The organism is Candidatus Anaplasma sp. TIGMIC (genome assembly GCF_028204095.1).
GTDB lineage: Bacteria > Pseudomonadota > Alphaproteobacteria > Rickettsiales > Anaplasmataceae > Anaplasma.
In genome coordinates, this window is record NZ_JAQLOH010000011.1 from 19,882 (window position 1) to 34,075 (window position 14,194).

General features: G+C 44.9%; 10 protein-coding genes. 6 read left to right on the forward strand and 4 right to left on the reverse strand.

Going from position 1 to position 14,194, the window contains the following annotated elements; genetic code table 11:
- Positions 1-373: 373 nt before the first annotated feature.
- Positions 374-1,156: a type III pantothenate kinase gene (locus PGW94_RS02060; protein WP_271758147.1), complete on the reverse strand. Its 783-nt coding sequence runs from the start codon at positions 1,154-1,156 to the stop codon at positions 374-376.
- A gap of 6 nt (positions 1,157-1,162) precedes the next feature.
- Positions 1,163-2,215 carry a quinone-dependent dihydroorotate dehydrogenase gene (locus PGW94_RS02065; RefSeq protein ID WP_271758149.1) on the reverse strand — a complete coding sequence of 351 codons (1,053 nt, stop codon included), beginning with the start codon at positions 2,213-2,215 and terminating at the stop codon, positions 1,163-1,165.
- Positions 2,216-2,475: 260 nt separating this feature from the next.
- Here PGW94_RS02065 and PGW94_RS02070 point away from each other — a divergent pair, with 260 nt between their 5' ends.
- From PGW94_RS02070 to pdxH, 4 genes are all read left to right on the forward strand, one after another.
- Positions 2,476-3,066, forward strand: a complete 591-nt coding sequence (locus PGW94_RS02070) for a peptide deformylase (protein ID WP_271758151.1) — start codon at positions 2,476-2,478, stop codon at positions 3,064-3,066.
- Between the two features lie 1,253 nt (positions 3,067-4,319).
- Positions 4,320-4,973, forward strand: a complete 654-nt coding sequence (locus PGW94_RS02075; RefSeq protein ID WP_271758153.1) for an alpha/beta hydrolase — start codon at positions 4,320-4,322, stop codon at positions 4,971-4,973.
- A gap of 290 nt (positions 4,974-5,263) precedes the next feature.
- Positions 5,264-6,190, forward strand: coding sequence for a patatin-like phospholipase family protein (locus tag PGW94_RS02080; RefSeq protein WP_271758155.1), 927 nt, complete (start codon positions 5,264-5,266; stop codon positions 6,188-6,190).
- A 232-nt stretch (positions 6,191-6,422) separates the two neighbouring features.
- Positions 6,423-7,013 (forward strand): pyridoxamine 5'-phosphate oxidase, encoded by a 591-nt coding sequence (gene pdxH / locus PGW94_RS02085; protein WP_271758157.1) that lies wholly within the window; start codon positions 6,423-6,425, stop codon positions 7,011-7,013.
- A gap of 1,026 nt (positions 7,014-8,039) precedes the next feature.
- Here the strand turns inward: pdxH and PGW94_RS02090 are convergent.
- Complete coding sequence (locus tag PGW94_RS02090; RefSeq protein ID WP_271758159.1) at positions 8,040-8,402, reverse strand: BolA family protein; 363 nt, start codon at positions 8,400-8,402, stop codon at positions 8,040-8,042.
- 216 nt (positions 8,403-8,618) lie between these two features.
- Here PGW94_RS02090 and dnaE point away from each other — a divergent pair, with 216 nt between their 5' ends.
- On the forward strand, positions 8,619-11,999 hold the full coding sequence (dnaE, locus tag PGW94_RS02095; protein ID WP_271758161.1) for a DNA polymerase III subunit alpha: 3,381 nt from the start codon (positions 8,619-8,621) through the stop codon (positions 11,997-11,999).
- Between the two features lie 193 nt (positions 12,000-12,192).
- On the opposite strand, the gene PGW94_RS02100 is transcribed toward dnaE, so the two are convergent.
- Entirely contained in the window at positions 12,193-12,315 is a 123-nt protein-coding gene (locus PGW94_RS02100) for a hypothetical protein (RefSeq protein ID WP_271758163.1), read from the reverse strand.
- A 221-nt stretch (positions 12,316-12,536) separates the two neighbouring features.
- On the opposite strand from PGW94_RS02100, the gene PGW94_RS02105 reads away from it, so the two are divergent.
- Entirely contained in the window at positions 12,537-13,901 is a 1,365-nt protein-coding gene (locus tag PGW94_RS02105; protein ID WP_271758165.1) for a hypothetical protein, read from the forward strand.
- The last annotated feature ends 293 nt before the right edge of the window (positions 13,902-14,194 follow it).

Below are 14,194 nucleotides of genomic sequence, written 5' to 3' on the forward strand. Positions count from 1 at the left end.
GCGATGTCGTCATAGCAAACAAAAACCCACAGTCGCCAACTTTGTATAAAATATGTTTTGCAGATAATGTGGTTTACCCCACGTGTTCGGGAGCTTTATAGGTATACTCCATGTGCCTGTTGATGCAGACGAAGCTACGGTGGCATGTATCTTGATTACCGTGAGTACTGCCCAAAATATCAAATGGGATCAGGATTGGATAAAACTGCGTTCCACCAGAAAATTCGTTAGTGCAGTATCTGAAGTCTTGTGCAGGTATGTAATATCCAATTTAATGCTAGCAGCGGTCCTGGATTGCTAGGTCTATGTATATTGAATCAAGTATCGTTGGAACAGTTCTGGCAGCAATCCCATACTTGCATTAAGAACGGCGCTAATGCAGCATTTGTAGTTTTGTGTAGATGTGCAGTATCCCCTTTAACGTTAGCAGTTCATCTACTGCGTATACATGTGGGCAAGATTTCACGAATACGGAACCACCGCCTGTAGCTACAACCTTTAGCGACTTGTCTTTTTCCTCGCCAACAATACGCGCAATGGTGCCCTCGACCATCGAAACGTAGCCCCAATACAGACCCGATTCAATTGCGGATAAAAGATCCCCAGCTACGACTTTCGAAGGTGTACCGCGCACGTTTACTTGTGGTAACAAAGCAGCACCTAGACTCATACTTTTCGTCATGCAGGATAACCCAGGCGCCAGAACTTGCCCGTACAGCGAGCCTTCCTTATTTAGGAGGTTAAAAACCGTGATGGTTCCCATATCAATAACAAGTAAGTTCTGATTTGGCCACGACGTACGGGCCGCTACCAGGTCAGCAAACCTGTCGGAGCCGATGAACTTTTGCTCAAAGTGTACGCCAAGATCAAGCACGAGTGAATGTGCACATGTTACAAACACGGGCGTCACCCCCAGGAAGCTCTCAAACAGCTCTCTGATAGAGTTGTTAACTGATGGTACTACGCTCGACACTGCTGCTCCTTTGAGCTTTCGTAAGTCGATCCCCGTACCTTCAACCAATACCTGCAATATCGCATAAAGCTCCGCAGCAGTCCGGTCATAGCTTACGGATATGCGCCAGCACTGTGTAAACTCACCGTCTGCAGAAATCGCGAACTTTATGTTTGTATTACCAACGTCTACTACAGCGATCATTTGAACTCAATGTACATCTATTCCTACTGCCTGCTCTACTTTCGTGAATCCATCACGTGTAAGCAATTCCGCAAGCTCTATGTTGATCTTATCAACAACGCCCAGGCCTTCATAAACCAACGCAGTGTAAAGCTGTACTAGTGATGCGCCAGCTCTTATTTTCTCGTATGCCTGTGCTCCGGTACTTACGCCGCCACACCCTATAAGGACGATTTTCCCCCTGGTTATTGAATACACATCAGCCAGCACTCTTGTTGACAGTCTAAACAGAGGCTGCCCGCTGAGCCCACCTTTGTTTGTCGGCGCGTTCTCGCCTAATAAGCCGAAATCTGTCGTAGTATTGCTCACTATGAGCCCGTTTATCTTGTGTTTTATAACTTCATCCACCATATCCTGCAAAGTCTCGTCAGAAACGTCAGGACCCATTTTTAACATTATGGGCACGGACTCTGCATGGTCTACTGAACGTCTGGCATCCCGCACTGCGGCTAAAATCTCACTTAGGTAATTTTTTTGCTGTAGCTCCCGTAAGCCAGCAGTATTGGGTGACGAAAGGTTTATGGTTATGTAACTCGACAGACCATAAACTCCTCTTACCAGCTCGGCATACTCGCTGGGAGGGTCATTGCACTCTCTACTCATTCCTACGTTGATTCCAAACAAAACATTGTTTAAGTCTTTGGAATCTATCTTTTTCAGTACATGCCTCATCCCTTTGTTATTGAAACCCAGGTGATTTATCACAGCTTTTTTCTCACGAATGCGAAAAATCCTGGATCCTTTGACTCTTGATTGTGGTTTCTTAGTAATGGTACCGACTTCAGAGAAGCCAAAGCCAAGGGACATAACTTGACGAATTACCTCTGCGTTTTTATCAAAACCGGCTGCAAGTCCTACAGGAGTTCTAACCCTAAAATTCAATGGCTGGGTACTCAGGCAATCTGGCATCTTGCTCATACCGCTGCTGAAGATACCCTGCTTCAAAGCAAAAAGCGTCAAACTATGGGCAGCGATGGGTGGTATTAGAAATAGCGGGTTACTAAACCGGAAAAGCGACATCCCTGACTCCACAGAACCTCTACACTATACCATACCTAGCCAAACTCTCACAAGGAGCTGGTGAAATAACGCATGGCAAGTATTCCAACGATTTTAATACATCCCAATATTTATATATAATATACTACTCGTTGCACTTGGCGCTTATATACTAGCCAGTAAACGTTTTTTAAGAAGTAAGCATTCGTGAGGGAACATGGCCTTGCGGTGCCATAATTGCTTAACACTCTTGTACATAAGTTTGTTTGTAAGGGGATAACATGCGGGTTCTGTCCGTAGACAATAAGAAGGAGTTAAAGGTTTTGCACACCATATCATCTTCTGTGGAGAAAGTTGATAGCACAACGAGAGAAATAGTGAATGACATGGTTAGAATTACTGAGAGCAGAGAGACTGTGGGTCTATCGGCGATTCAGCTGGGCTATGCCATAAGGGTCTTCGTAATCAATATGTTTAGTGGGCTTTTTAATGTTTCAAGCGACATTAAGGTCATTTCTGGATCTCACAACGTTAATGCTCAGAGTTTAGTATGCATCAATCCTGAAATAGTAAGTTTCTCTGGTGAAGATGTAACATTGTATGAAGGGTGCCTATCGGCAAAGTCTTACGGGCTTATAGGTATTAGCAGGCCGGAACATGTGGACTTAAAGTACATGGATATGTCGGGTAACATGTGTCTAATTAGGGCATACAATTGGCTTTCAAGGTGTATACAACACGAGATGGACCATTTGCGGGGCGTACTATTAGCTAACGTTGTTGACAACATCAAGAATGATGCCGCTAGAAGCGTTTCCCATGTGGATTGCAGCTCCGTGCACATACTCATTTTAGGCCAAAGTGGTTCGTAAACAGAGATAGGCCTCAATTGTCTTTTGCAGGGCTTACTGTTATGCTGAGTTGTATGGCAACGTTCCAGCCCAATGTTGTTTCTTCCACCTGTGTGCAGACCGGATTACAGATGTGTCTTCAAATGTACTATACAGACGTGATTCTCCTACTCACTGCCTACATAAGTGGCAATAGTGGCGCGTAACAGGTATACGTGAGAAGCGGTTCGGGAAAAACAATAAGAAGGCGCTTTGATACACCTATATGGAAGATGCAGAGGGAAAGAACCGTCGTGGCACGTCATGTAGTATGCCAGAGTCATGCGCAGGTGCCTGCTAGCTGTGTATGTATGCAATATACATTCGTGATTCACAGCGGAAAAAAGGAACTTACTGGTTGCCGCAGTTTTAGCGCTAGATGGACCATGCTGCCCATGGACGGTATCATTGCATTTTTCGGTGAAATGAGTGTTATTTCTGGAACACTGCAGTGTTTTTGTACCGGAGTTAGCTAAAGACTAGACCCTGCATTTGTAGGCACGGCATAAATTCAAGACGCCATGTAGTGCCTCGTCACTAATAAAAATCAACGGGCAATACGTTATATACCGATATGAGGCTAATTTAACAGTTAACGCCGCTCCACATTGCTGGCCATTGTATCTGTGTTATAGAGTCGCATTGTGCTAGCAAAGAACGGGTATATGTGCTTAACCGCCGATAGCACCCGGTATGCGTTGTGTATTTAACCGGTTCAAAGACTAAATTATCTGCATAGAGCCGGTCTGTGTGGTTTGGTATGATAATTTGTATTTTGGCGCACGCTTGGTCGTAACTGGGTTTTGGTTACACAGAGCGACACATAGCTCCTACAGGAGGCAAGTTTTGTAGTCTGCGCCTTAGATAGCATTATGTGCAAACATGAGTATCATCGAACGACAACTGAGCATCGCAGGGGCTCTTGGTGAATATGTTACTTTTGTGTTCCGGAATTTGTGGCGCCTGATCAGCGCAAGAGATGTATTTCTTTATCTGTGCCGTATAAGTTCACGGACAGTACGCATGCTCGTCGTGGCGATAAGAGTGTACTGGCACGACGTAGATGGTTAGCCAAGGGATCGTCAGGGGTTTATGTGAATCACGTGCCATGCGTTGTGTGGTATTGTATGCATTATTGATGGCAGGATTGTTCTGCCCTGTGGCGCGTAATATTACTAGAGCGAGGGATAATTGCTGATATAATCCTTTTATGTTGCAGATGCCATGGATTGTATATGAGCTCGTTGTTGAATGGACCGTGTTACCGCTCTGGAAGCGCGGTGGAAAGCCTTGTTGTAATGTTGCATGGTAGGGGAGCTAGCGGCGACAACATAATAGCGGCTGCGCCAGGGATGGCAAAACTGGGGCTCGTCAATGTACAGTTTGTTGCCCCGCATGCGCCACTTCGATATTGTCCTACGAGCTTCACCTGGTTTACTGAGAGTCTAAGAGAAATGCAGGAAGAGACCGCATTTAAAGAAATTATGCGATCTGTGGAGATGGTAAACCAGTTTATAGATGCGCAGTTGGATGCACTTGGTCTTGGAAATGACAAATTGGCATTGGTTGGGTTTTCCCAGGGCGCAATGTTGTCTATGTATGTAGGACTGAGTAGGGCTGAAAAATGCGCTGCAGTTGTGGCTTATTCTGGAGCAGTACCATTTCCTCACCTGTTGGAATCTCAAATAAATTCAAAGCCAAGTGTTTGTGTTGTGCATGGTGAATGTGACAGCGTAATACCGTTTAGTTACTTCGGAGAGTGCGTTGACTTTCTGCGGAAGAACCAGGTTCCTGTCACAGCTAGCGGTCTTAAGCTTCTTGGCCATAGCATCAATGAAACAGGGCTTAAAATTGGTTCCGAGTTTATTAAAGATCGTATAACAAAGTAGGTCCGGCCCCAACATAGCAGCACAGGATTTTAAGGAAATCTATACTTGAGTGCTTGAGATCTGGGTTATGTGTGCGTGAGGCGTGTGCAGGTGTGCTGCATTTTCTTGTTTGTGTTGAATATGTCAAAAAATGTGCACAGCTGCCTGTTGAAGCCAGGATGCAGGATGGCATGTGATGTTAAGACCGCGAAAATTGGGTCCTTTACCTCGTATGTTCTACAAGGGATTGAAGCGTCACACAGAGTATTCCTGTCGTATGTTCTAATGTTCAAAAGTAAAGTGGGTGTGAAATGGCTAAATACATTCTTTCAGTCGACGGTGGCGGTATAAGAGGCATAATAGCTGCAAAGGTCTTATGTGAGATAGAGAAGAAAATACAGAAGCCTGCAGGTGAGGTTTTTGACTTGTTTGTGGGTAGCTCCGTAGGCGCTATAATAGCTTCGGCGTTGTCGCTCAGAGATGAAAAAGGCCAAGTTAGGTATACAGCTTCTGACATATTGGAGTTCTTCTGCAAGTTCGGTCCTTCGATATTTTCACCTTCAGTTATAAGAAAGATCTTTTCAGTTATTTCCGGGTCGAGATTCTCAGCATCAGGTTTGGAGAAGAGGCTGAAGCGCTTTTTCGGAGACACCACGATGGGCGAAGTGAGGTCCCATCTCATGATTCCAAGTTATGATGTCAGAATGCGCGTAACATGCATGATACGCAACTGGGTTGACGTATATAAGGACATGAAGGTAAGAGACGTGATAAGGGCTGCGTGCGCGGCACCCACGATATTCTCACCCAAGGAGTTGGTTATAGGCGGCCGAAAAAGCCTAATGATAGACAGCGGCCTTGTGGCGAATAATCCTTCTGCATGTGGATACGCAGCGATAGACTTCCTATACCCGGGAGAAAAAGTGTACTTTCTGTCTCTTGGCACAGGTAATGCGCCGGAAGTTCCCACAAACGTTGTGGATAGCCTAACATTCTGGGCGGTTAATGTTGCCCCTATTTTTCTTGATGCGGGAATGGAAGCTGTGGACTATCAAATGGTCAGGATACTTGGTAAGGAACGGTACATGAGGGTCACAGGGATATTGAAGCATGCGAGTTACGACTTTACCAATGCATCCAAGAAAAACATACGAGATCTCCAACAGGATGCTGATAGGATCATAGAAGATAACTACTCGGTTATAAATCAGTTTGTAGATACGTACCTGGGAAGATGAAGCTAGGGGTTTGTGATCTGACCTGTCAGCAATAATAAAAATTAGGTGTTGTATTGCTGGCTCGCTAAGAGAGGGCCAGCAGTAGTATTATGTTCAGAATCCTGGAGCAGCGTGTGCAGTGCATGTCCGCTGCGGGGCTTTACTATGTGTGGCAGTGACGGGTTCTGTTTTTATCTGTGCAGTGGTATGCGTACGTAGTACATTGATATCTGCGTTGTTGAGAGCGGGCGCCATGAATATATGCGATGATCCTATGATAATATTTGGGTCTTGGTATGAGGAGATGCTACAGGTTGAAGGCATCAAAGAGCCTGCGGCTATGGTTCTTGCCACCTGTGATATTGAAAGTAGGCCTTCAGCGCGCGTTGTACTGCTGAAGAAGTACAGTGATGCCGGGTTTGAGTTTGTTACCAATCTTGAAAGTAGAAAGGCTCAAGAGATGGCAGCCAGCCCATATGTAGCGTTAGTTTTCGATTGGCGGTTTATGCAAAGGCAGGTGCGTGTAGAAGGTGTGGCATCGTTTGTGAGTTCTGCGGAATCGGATGCGTACCACGCTTCTAGACCCAGGGATAGCCAACTAAGTGCATGGTGTTCGAAGCAGTCCAGGGTACTGGAGGATAGAGGCAAATTTCTAGCAGAAGTGGAGATCATGAGGCAGAAGTTTGAGGGTAGAGATATCCCAAGGCCGCAATATTGGGGTGGGATACGTGTTGTTCCTCATGCGATGGAATTTTGGACAGATGGAAAACATAGACTGCATGATAGGAAGTACTATACGCGCAATTCTGATGGAACGTGGAAATGTGTTGTCTTGTATCCTTAGTTTCGTCTTGTGGGATATTTACTTTTTACAGAGTAAGGTTTCTGTATTTTTTCTTGTAAATTGGCCAGTGTTATATCGCTGGACCAGCCAGGCGCTGCATGCGTTTGTATCACCACTCGGTGCCCGAGCTAGTGTCCATTGCTCTGCACCATGTATGGCGTTGAATGCATGTGTGGGCATTTGATACTATGGTAGGAATATTTCATGTACGTGCTTATGTACCTTAACATAGCGTGCTGAACAGAGGGTTTTCTCGCTACTAATTACGCGAAGTAACTGTTAATGGTACTACGCAGTTTCAGCCTGTGACAAAGTCATTCTGTGCATGAAAATAATTACTCGTGCTGCAGCGGAATAAGTGACATCACAGTATGGTTTTTGGGAGATATGTCCCGCGTTACCATGGCACTTGCAGTTTTTTAGAATGTTAGTTTCCCTGCGTGCAGTGAAAGGGCGCATAATGACTTAGTTGTGAGCTGTATTTACTTTATAGCCGACGTGGATGGGCTGGTTGCCGCGGGTGCCCTAATTTACACAGCATTTGTTAATCAACAGATCTCCGCTAGTGTGATGTTGAGTCATTATATTGTGATGCTCTGTCGCCTAGATACGTTCTATACCAAACGGCTGAAACGGGCTATTGTGCGCCAAACTGCTCGCACTCAAACTTTGCGCTAAGATTTGTTCGCTATATGCCTTTGTGTGGGTTCTCTGAATACTTTGTGTTTTTGAGGTTATGAAAGTTTGCAGCGTACATTGCGGTAAGCATGCGTATATTTTGACAACAATTTCTCAAAGTGTTGCAGTTGCGTTTGGTGAAGGACTGTATGTTAGAGATAACATCTATTGTTAAATGTTTTAATCCGTGGTGTCGCGCGGGGCGACCTAGGTTTGTCTATGCTATGTGCAACAGGTATTTATGAATGAGCTGAGTAAGCAAAGTCTATAAGCTATATGGCATGTGCAGACAATACATTGTTGAGCTACTGAATATTGAGGAGTGGTAAGGTATTCGCAGATCGTGCCTTAAAAGGCGGCTTCTTTCTCAGTTACAAGGTGAAAAGTAATAGAGTGAACCTTCTTGAATTCAGATTCCAGTATCTGATGCAGTAACCTATGCCGTTGAAGTTTGTTCATAAGGTTGAAATAATCAGATATCACCGTCATACGAATATGCGATACCGTGTATCCGGAACTGCCGGCATGCCCAGCATGTTTGTACGACTCGTCAATAATCTCTATGTGAGCATTACCTATACGCGAGGTTACCTTACTTTTTATCGTGGCACAGAGTGATGAAAAGTCGTTGTCATCGCTGCTGGTTACTGATGATTTTTCATGCTGATTTTCATTATCAAAAGTATTGCCAGCATATTTCTGGATTTCCATAGCCAAGCTTCGCAAGTGCGTCTGTACAAGTCTATGTGCAGATGTGCGTGTTGTCCACTATCCGTCGCACCAGGCAGTGAAACAGCAGCAGCGGTTCAAGAAAGATGTTGCGTCAGTTCCTGTAAGTTATTGACGCGTGCATATTCTGTACGTTTGCCACAGTGTTACTAGTCTGTATAATGATGCTCGCAGGAACGTTAATGGTGTACTTGGGGCGTGGATGGGATTTTTGTACATCTAAGGTCGCACAGTGATTACTCTCTACTTGAGGGGATGATCAAGGTTGAATCGCTAGTTGACCTGTGTGTTGAGAAGAACATGCCTGCTGTGGCACTTACCGATTCTGGCAACCTTTTCGGGTCACTCGAATTTTCAGATTATGCTGCGTGCTCTGGGGTTCAGCCCATAGTTGGATGCAACATAATGGTGGAAGAAGCGGGTAGCAATTTGGGCAACATACTTCTTCTAACGAAGAATCGTGAGGGCTTTGCCAACCTCACAGACATTGTCAGTAACGGATTCAAGAATAACCAGCTCGAGAAAATTAACAGAGTCAACATCGATGACCTGCTTAGACTGAGTAGTGGCCTCATTGCGCTCACAGGTGGGTACGATGATATTCTGGCACGTACGTTGTTGGGGAAAAATGGTGAGACCAAGGCCATGGACATCATAATAAGTACCTTTGGTGACAACATTTATGTGGAACTACAGAGGCACGGGCTGAGTGCGCAGAAGGAAGTAGAGAAGTTGTTGGTAAGTTTTGCATATACAAACAACATTCCCCTAGTCGCTACGAATGACGTATTTTTTGCGCAGAGGAGCGACTTTCAGGCACATGATGCCTTGTCATGTATTTCCAGTGGGTCATACGTAGTTCAAGAAGACAGGCACAGGTTGACTCCAGAGCACTATCTGAAGACATCCCAGGAGATGTATGACCTGTTTGCCGATATACCAGAGGCCGTACAAAATACTGCTGTCATAGCACAAAGATGTTCGTTTTTCCAAGAAGTGCAAAAGCCCAAATTACCGCATTTTCCTTGTTCAGCAGGGAGGACAGAGGCGGAAGAACTTACTGAATGCGCGTTGAGAGGGCTTGAGGCAAGATTGCAATCGAAAGGCATTGTAGATGATGAGAGAAAGAACATCTACCACGAACGGCTGCAGTACGAGTTAGGCGTTGTGATATCTATGGACTACTCTGGGTATTTCTTAATAGTGGCGGATTTTATTGGATGGAGCAAAAAGAACAACATCATGGTTGGGCCGGGCAGAGGATCTGGTGCAGGGTCTCTCATATCATGGTCGTTGGGTATTACTGATCTCGATCCGATAGAATTTGGACTAATATTTGAAAGGTTCTTGAACCCTGACCGTGTGTCGATGCCGGATTTTGACATAGACTTTTGTCAGGAAAAAAGGGATCAGGTAATTGAGTATGTAAAGGAAAAGTATGGGTATGTTGCCCATATAATAACCTTCGGTAAGCTGCAGGCGCGTGCCGTACTGCGTGATGTTGGGCGTGTTATGCAGATACCGTATGCGCATATCGATAGGATATGCAAGATGATTCCGCATGACCCCATCAGCCCGGTGACTCTGCTTGAAGCAATAGAGATGGACCAGAATCTCAAGGCAGAGCTGGAGAATGACGAAACCGTCGCAAAGCTCATAGAGATATCGCTGAAACTTGAGGGCTTGTACAGGCACGCCTCGGTGCATGCAGCGGGAATAGTGATATGTGACCAGCCACTGGAAAGTTTTGTCCCTCTATACTATGAGCGGTCGTGTGCGTTGCCTATTACTCAATACAACATGAAATATGTTGAGAAGGCGGGTTTGGTTAAGTTTGATTTTTTGGGGTTACGTACCTTAACGGTTATTGACCAAATTTGTACTCTTATTAAGGCTCAAGGCGGAGACATAGAGCTCTCTAAAATCCCTCTTGACGATAAAAAAACCTACGAGATGTTGTCTGCTGGTGACTCGGTTGGGGTGTTTCAGCTTGAAAGCGCGGGCATGAGAGAAGCAATTAGTAAGCTGAGGCCTGACAGCATACAGGACATCATAGCGTTGATATCGTTATACCGCCCTGGTCCGATGAACAACATAGCGATTTATATTGCGAGAAAACATGGTCTAGAAGAGCCAGATTATCTGCATCCGATGCTCGAATGCGTGCTCAAAGAGACGTTTGGTGTGATTATCTACCAAGAGCAGGTTATGGAAATAGCGAGGATTATGGCGGGTTATAGCCTAGGAGCAGCGGATTTATTGCGAAGGGCTATGGGTAAGAAGATCAAGGATGAAATGGATAGGCAAAGGCAAGTCTTTGTTGAAGGGGCAGTGAACAATGGGATAGAGAAAAGCAAAGCAAGTTACATATTTGACCTTGTGGCGAAGTTTGCAGGGTACGGATTTAATAAATCTCATGCTGCAGCGTATGCCTTAATAAGCTTCCAAACAGCATACCTGCGAGCAAATCACACCAAAGAGTTTTTTACGGCGTCTATGAATCTGGATATAGACGACAAGGATAAGCTGAGCTTACTTTGCCAACAAGCAAAACGATGCGGTATTGAGGTTATTCCACCAGATGTCAACTACGCTAGTGCAGAATTTACTGTGTATGGTAACGCGATTAGATACGCTCTTGGTGCTCTGAGAAACGTTGGGCAACAGGCTGCGGAAGATATGATTGCTAAGGAAGGCAGCAGGTATAATGATATATGGGAGTTCATAAACAAGGCGAAGATAAAATCGCCTTTGAAGCGAACTCTAGAAAGTCTTATAAAATCCGGAGCCCTTGATAGCATACATCCCAACAGGAAGCAGCTTTATGTGTCTATGGGAGTTATGCTTAACATACTTGAGAATAAAAAAATAAACGCGCATACCCAACAATTTAGTTTATTCGGAGACCGTGAGGAGAGCAAACTTGAAGAGGTAGAGGATTGGACAGAAGATGAGAAAATAGAGCACGAGTTTGTTACCTTTGGATTTTACCTCAGGTATCATCCAATGAGCAAGTATTCCACGTTGTTACGTAAGTTTGGCATCCAATTTGTTAGCGGTCGACAAGGAGGGCAAGAGCCTGGCATCACCAAACATGCCGGCGTGGTATCTAGTGTTAGAATGCGATCTGTTAACAAGGAAAGATTCGCTATTGTGAGAGTATCAGACCCTAACGGCGTGAACGACGTTGCGTTCTACAATAGTAAGACCATTGAAGATAATAGGGATCTATTTCGAAGTGGTGCGCCAGTCATTATCGACATGGACTACAATGTTTCAAAGGCCAGGCTAGTAGGGCGCGGCATAAGCAACTTTAATGATAGCCTCTCTGCGCTAGTAAGGAGGGTAAAGAGCATAGCGATACACTCTGGGCAGAATTTTCCCCTGGCAAGCATACTACATAGTGTATTAAAGGCAGATAAAAGGGGGGCGGAAGTTTACGTAGAGCTTGTAACGCAGGGAAAGCTTGTGCTTATTAAACTTCCGGGAGCCTACTTGATGACGCCGGATGTGCTAGTACGCATCCTAAATATTGAGTGGGTTACCGATATTACGATCAATCACCGTGGGTACCTATAAACTCACCCATCAGCGCATCTAATGCGGCATCAGAGGCATAAGAGAAAGGTGTATTTATGCAGTAAGGGGGTACCGTAATGCAAAGTCACTTTTCAAGAGTGAGCAGGTTTTAAAAGCCAGGTGCGTTAAGAAATGCCGCTAAGTGAAGCTTTGTAGCGTAAGACGAAACCTCTTTAAATGTGCGGCCTTAGATCTACATAGTAATTGTCAGGCTTCCATTCTGCGCCATAAACTGCTGAGCGACTTTCAGTGTGGCGTTGTTTTTCAATACGATATCGAAAGGCACTATGGTGACGACTTCTAAAACCTTATGCACATACGTGGCGCCGTAGATACCGTGCCTCAGGTAGAAGGATATTTCGTCATAATATACCAGATCGTGATATACATAATGCTGTAACGTTCTGCATTGCGGCATTAACAAACGTCCGTTTTGTTGTACGGCTTCCCGGGAACGGAGAATTGGGAATTGTTACAGTAATCCCTAGGCACGTATCGCGGGATACGAGTGAAATATGGGCTTTTCGATGGGGTGGTATGGTCAAATGCTATACGTGTAAGTCTACGATTAGCGATAATTCTGGCAGTTTTACTTTACGTGGTGTGTCTAGAATTGCAGGCTGTGAGCAGGCGTCCATCGCTGCTATCAGCATTGCAGCTCAAGCTTTGGGTGTGTCCGAGCTTCATGGTGTATATCAGAGTGATGCTACTACAGGGCTAATCAAAGCCGTACAGGCTATGGGTGCCAAGGTCACATACGTTGAGGAAGTTGTACTTGTGGAAGGCGTTGGCGTTGGAGGATTTGCAGCGATAGACATTGAGCCAGTTTTGTGCAGTAACACGATGTGTGCATGTACTATTATGGGTATATTGGCGACCAACCCCAATTTGTCGTTTCTCATTAGTAGTAATGGTGATCGTACTGCGTGTAATAGACAGGGTGACACAGGATCAATCGCCGACATAAAGGCTGTAGAAAATATATTGCGAGCGATTGGGGTGAAATTTCAGTACAAACGCGGCCTACCTGTAGCGATTATTGGCATTGAGGATGCTCCTCCAATAGAGGTAAGTGATTCCATTTCCCATGAGAATGTCAAGACTGCTGTTCTTATGGCAAGTATTAATATCCAGGGCGACAATAGCATTCGTGCGAAAAGTACGCTGCCCAATTATGTTGAGGGATTATTGAGGGATTTCAGCGCAGACATACGTGTTGAACGCGTAGGAAGCGAAGATGTAATAACAATAGGTGGCCAAAAAGAGCTGTTTGCCTGCAAAACTTACGTGCCACCATCTACATCGCAGGTGTTATATGTTGTGGGAGCGGTGCTAATTTTGTGTGGGTCAACTGTAACAATACCTCAGGTATATTTAGACAGAACCTTGGAAAGTGCCATGAACATTTTCAGGAAAATGGGTGGCGACGCATCTTTGACTCGCAGTCGGGACTATGAATGCACAATTTATGTCAACTCAAGCCGTATGATAGGTGCCGAAATAGGCGTCGACGAGTTGATAGACATTGCTGACGAGCTTCCCACGATATGCATTGTATGCGCATGTTCATCGGGAGTTACTAGAATATTCGGTTTGGCTTCTCTTCGTGATAGTTTAAAAAGCAGAATGAATGCTGTGGTCAGTGGTCTAGTCGAGTGTGGCGTGACTGCAAGCATTATGGGAGACGTGCTAGAGATCCGGGGTTGTGGCGGGCAAGTCACCGGTGGATGCACGTTAGATGCTAAGGGAGATCCGCGCGTTGCTATTCCGTTTTTCTTGTTGGGTATGATCTCTCAACGTCCTATAGCGGTCAGTGGTGTGGACAGTGAAGATTTGAATGTTTGCGTTGGCGCATTGAACAGATTTCGGGAGAAGGGTGATCTTTTATCGTGTTCTGTGTAATATAAAATCCGATGGGACTAAAAAAGAGATGAAAATCTATTGACATAACGGGCGGTATAATGAATACTCCTGCGTAGGGTCGGTCGGCCCTGATGTTTGAATAGTTCGGAATGAGAATTTAGAGTAGAAATAAAGGCGGCGGTGCGTGAAGCTAAAATATTTTTTTTATGCACTTAAGCTTAAATTTTGTTTTTGGTTTTTGCATGAGTCCAGATCATAATTTGCTTTAGTGATTGTAATCAAACTTGAGAGTTTGATCCTGGCTCAGAACGAACGCTGGCGGCAAGCTTAAC